This window comes from Kluyvera sp., assembly GCF_965301105.1.
Genome location: NZ_CBDKZX010000155.1, coordinates 1 through 3,975 on the forward strand (window position 1 = coordinate 1; position 3,975 = coordinate 3,975).

The 3,975-nt window shown below is 55.8% G+C and carries 4 protein-coding genes and 1 pseudogene; 4 read left to right on the forward strand and 1 reads right to left on the reverse strand.

Annotation, left to right across the window (positions count from 1 at the left end):
• A pseudogene (locus tag ACW14G_RS22480) lies at positions 1 to 335 on the forward strand (leucine ABC transporter subunit substrate-binding protein LivK); the annotation flags it as partial.
• Between the two features lie 105 nt (positions 336 to 440).
• On the opposite strand, the gene panM reads toward ACW14G_RS22480, so the two are convergent.
• Positions 441 to 824, reverse strand: a complete 384-nt coding sequence (gene panM, locus ACW14G_RS22485) for an aspartate 1-decarboxylase autocleavage activator PanM (protein WP_249022644.1) — start codon at positions 822 to 824, stop codon at positions 441 to 443.
• 444 nt (positions 825 to 1,268) lie between these two features.
• On the opposite strand from panM, the gene livK reads away from it, so the two are divergent.
• The 3 genes from livK to ACW14G_RS22500 all read left to right on the forward strand — a co-directional run.
• Positions 1,269 to 2,378, forward strand: coding sequence for a high-affinity branched-chain amino acid ABC transporter substrate-binding protein LivK (gene livK, locus ACW14G_RS22490; RefSeq protein ID WP_163446764.1), 1,110 nt, complete (start codon positions 1,269 to 1,271; stop codon positions 2,376 to 2,378).
• A 54-nt stretch (positions 2,379 to 2,432) separates the two neighbouring features.
• Positions 2,433 to 3,359 carry a high-affinity branched-chain amino acid ABC transporter permease LivH gene (gene livH, locus ACW14G_RS22495; RefSeq protein WP_064541376.1) on the forward strand — a complete coding sequence of 309 codons (927 nt, stop codon included), beginning with the start codon at positions 2,433 to 2,435 and terminating at the stop codon, positions 3,357 to 3,359.
• Positions 3,356 to 3,975 (forward strand): DUF3382 domain-containing protein (locus tag ACW14G_RS22500; protein ID WP_455648830.1); only part of this gene is annotated, 620 nt, incomplete at its 3' end. The genes livH and ACW14G_RS22500, both read left to right, overlap by 4 nt.

A 3,975-nucleotide genomic window follows, 5' to 3' on the forward strand; every position in this document is an offset into this window, starting at 1 on the left:
CTAACATCGCGGGTGAATCTGCTGAAGGCCTGCTGGTGACCAAGCCGAAGAACTATGACCAGGTTCCGGCGAACAAACCGATCGTTGACGCAATCAAGGCCAAGAAACAGGATCCGAGCGGTGCGTTCGTGTGGACCACCTACGCGGCGCTGCAGTCTCTGCAGGCGGGTCTGAACCACTCTGACGATCCGGCTGAGATCGCCAAATTCCTCAAGGCAAGCACCGTGGATACCGTAATGGGCCCGCTGTCCTGGGATGAGAAGGGTGACCTGAAAGGCTTCGAATTCGGTATCTTCAACTGGCACGCCAACGGTACGGCGACCGACGCGAAGTAAGTCGCTCTCAATGTAGGTCGGATAAGGCGTACGCCGCCATCCGGCAATGTATGCGGCAGTGCCTGATGGCGCTGCGCTTATCCGGCCTACACCGAGTGGTTCAAACTACCCTCGCACCCAGCCCTGTTCCCTGGATGCAAAGCCCAGCGCTTTGGCAAACGCCGCCATTTCCAGACTCTCTTCCGCGCCCGCTTTGCTGAGCAGCCAACGGCTGACCTGCGGGTTATCGCGCATCACCTCTTCCAGCAGATACTGTCCCACGCCGCGTCGGCGGGTCACTTCGCGCACGCATAAATCGCGCAGCTCGCCCTGATGTTCACTCAGCGTCACGCGCACGGCGGCCAGCAGGCGCTCGTTAAAGCGGGCGACATACAAACGGTGAGTATCGTCGAGGGCTGATTCGGCGGGAACACGATCCGGCCAGATCTTGCCAAGGCAGATGCGGTCCTGGTCGCTAAAGGTCTCTAAACGAATGATGGTCAGTTTCATGGGCGGTGGGCTCCAGTCGCGAAAATGGCGGTCAGTGTACTCAATTTATTCTGCCGCAGGCTTTCTCTTTTTTACCCTGGCAGCCAGGTGATTCGTTTTTCGATATTCACATAGGCAGCTTGAAACAGTATGGATCGAAAAATAGACAGAGTTTTAACCTAAAAACCAGCGTTTTATTCGGCTCTTTATGCCGTTATTTTATGCTGTATGGCGGACTTTTTTTTGTTTATCTATGGCAAAAATCAGAATATTATCTTTCCTTAATAGACTGAAAAATAGAGAATTTAGTCTGTTTTTAGCCAAAAAGCTGCGCTAACCCATTAAAGATAATGGCAAAAATAGCGTTGTATATTAAAAGTACAGAATGCTTTTTAACCACTAAATTACAAAATATATACACGCCACGACGTGTAAACACGACATCACGAATGAGGATCCCGAAGTATGAAAAGGAATACAAAAACAGTAATCGCAGGGATGATCGCGCTGGCTATGTCTCACGCGGCTTTTGCTGACGATATCAAGGTTGCGGTTGTCGGGGCGATGTCCGGCCCGGTCGCGCAGTGGGGCGACATGGAGTTCAACGGCGCGCGCCAGGCCATTAAGGATATCAACGCGAAGGGCGGCATTAAGGGCGACAAACTGGTGGGCGTTGAGTACGACGACGCCTGCGACCCGAAACAAGCGGTGGCGGTGGCTAACAAAATCGTCAACGACGGCATTAAATATGTCATCGGCCACCTGTGTTCTTCTTCCACACAGCCTGCTTCCGATATTTATGAAGATGAAGGCATTCTGATGATCTCTCCGGGGGCGACCAACCCGGAACTGACCCAGCGCGGCTATCAGTACATCATGCGCACCGCGGGCCTGGATTCCTCTCAGGGGCCGACGGCGGCAAACTACATCCTCAATAAAGTGAAGCCGCAACGCATCGCCATCATTCACGACAAACAGCAGTATGGCGAAGGCCTGGCGCGCTCGGTGCAGGACGGGCTGAAAAAAGGCGGCGGCAATATCGTCTTCTTCGATGGCATCACCGCCGGTGAAAAAGACTTCTCCGCGCTGATTGCCCGTCTGCAAAAAGAGAATATCGACTTCGTTTACTACGGCGGCTACTACCCGGAAATGGGCCAGATGCTGCGTCAGGCGCGCGCCGTAGGGCTGAAAACGCAGTTTATGGGGCCGGAAGGCGTGGGTAACGCCTCGCTGTCGAACATCGCGGGCGATGCGGCGGAAGGCATGTTGGTTACCATGCCAAAACGCTATGACCAGGATCCGGCAAACAGCGCTATCGTCGATGCCCTGAAAGCGCAGAAGAAAGATCCGAGCGGTCCGTATGTGTGGATCACCTACGCCGCCGTACAGTCTCTGGCAACCGCCATGGAACGTACCGGCAGCGATGATCCTCAGGCGCTGATTAAAGACTTAAAAGCAAACGGCGCGAAAACCGTGATTGGGCCGCTGAGCTGGGACGACAAAGGCGATCTGAAAGGCTTTGAATTTGGCGTCTTCCAGTGGCACGCCGACGGCTCATCCACCGCGGTGAAGTAACCTTCATTTCCCCCTGGCGGGCGTAGATCCGCAGGGGTAGCAAAAGGCTAATTTATGTCAGAGCAGGTTCTCTACTTTGTGCAGCAGATGTTTAACGGCGTAACGCTGGGAAGCACCTATGCACTGATCGCCATCGGTTACACCATGGTGTACGGGATTATCGGCATGATCAACTTCGCCCACGGCGAGGTGTACATGATCGGTAGTTATGTCTCCTTTATGATCATCGCCGCGCTGATGATGATGGGCATCGACACCAGCTGGCTGCTGGTGGCGGCGGGCTTTATCGGGGCGATTGTCATTGCCAGCGCCTACGGCTGGAGCATTGAACGGGTGGCCTATCGCCCGGTGCGAAACTCCAAGCGTCTGATCGCGCTGATCTCCGCTATCGGGATGTCTATCTTCCTGCAAAACTACGTCAGCCTGACCGAGGGTTCGCGCGATATCGCGTTGCCGAGCCTGTTTAACGGTCAGTGGATTGTGGGCAGCAGCGATAACTTCTCCGCCTCTATCACCACCATGCAGCTGGTTATCTGGATTGTGACCTTTATTGCCATGCTGGCGCTGACGCTGTTCATTCGCTACTCCCGTATGGGCCGCGCCTGTCGCGCCTGCGCGGAAGACCTGAAAATGGCCAGCCTGCTTGGCATTAACACTGACCGCGTGATCGCGCTGACCTTCGTGATTGGCGCGGCGATGGCGGCGGTGGCGGGCGTGCTGCTCGGCCAGTTCTACGGCGTTATCAACCCGTATATCGGCTTTATGGCCGGGATGAAAGCCTTCACCGCCGCAGTTCTCGGCGGTATCGGCAGTATTCCAGGGGCGATGATCGGTGGGCTGATCCTCGGCATTGCGGAAGCGCTGTCGTCGGCATACCTGAGCACCGAATATAAAGACGTTGTGTCGTTCGCGCTGCTGATCGTGGTACTGCTGGTGATGCCGACCGGTATTCTGGGCCGCCCGGAGGTAGAGAAAGTATGAAACCGATGCAATTTGCGATGGCGCTGCTGTCGGCGGCGATGTTCTTCGTCCTGGCGGGCGTCTTTATGGGCGTGCAGTTGCAGCTCGATGGCACTAAGCTGGTGGTCGGCAGCGCGGCGGATATCCGCTGGCAGTGGATCTTTATTGGCACCGCGGTGGTCTTTTTCTTCCAGCTGCTGCGCCCTCTGTTCCAGAAAGGGCTGAAGAGCGTCTCCGGGCCGAAGTTTATTCTGCCGGCGATTGACGGCTCGACGGTCAAACAAAAGCTGTTCCTGATTGCGCTGCTGGTGATTGCCGTGGCGTGGCCGTTTATGGTCTCGCGCGGTACGGTCGATATCGCGACCCTGACCATGATTTATATTATTCTGGGCTTGGGTCTGAACGTGGTGGTGGGGCTGTCCGGCCTGCTGGTGCTGGGCTACGGCGGCTTTTATGCCATCGGCGCCTACACTTTCGCGCTGCTGAACCACTATTACGGCCTCGGCTTCTGGACCTGTCTGCCAATCGCCGGGCTGGTCTCTGCCGCTGCCGGTTTCCTGTTGGGCTTCCCGGTACTGCGTCTGCGCGGTGACTATCTGGCGATTGTGACCTTAGGCTTCGGCGAAATCGTCCGTAT

Coding starts and splice junctions, on each gene's coding strand:
- panM (WP_249022644.1), bottom strand. CDS start 824: ATGAAACTGACCATCATTCGTTTAGAGACCTTTAGCGACCAGGACCGC.
- livK (WP_163446764.1), top strand. CDS start 1,269: ATGAAAAGGAATACAAAAACAGTAATCGCAGGGATGATCGCGCTGGCT.
- livH (WP_064541376.1), top strand. CDS start 2,433: ATGTCAGAGCAGGTTCTCTACTTTGTGCAGCAGATGTTTAACGGCGTA.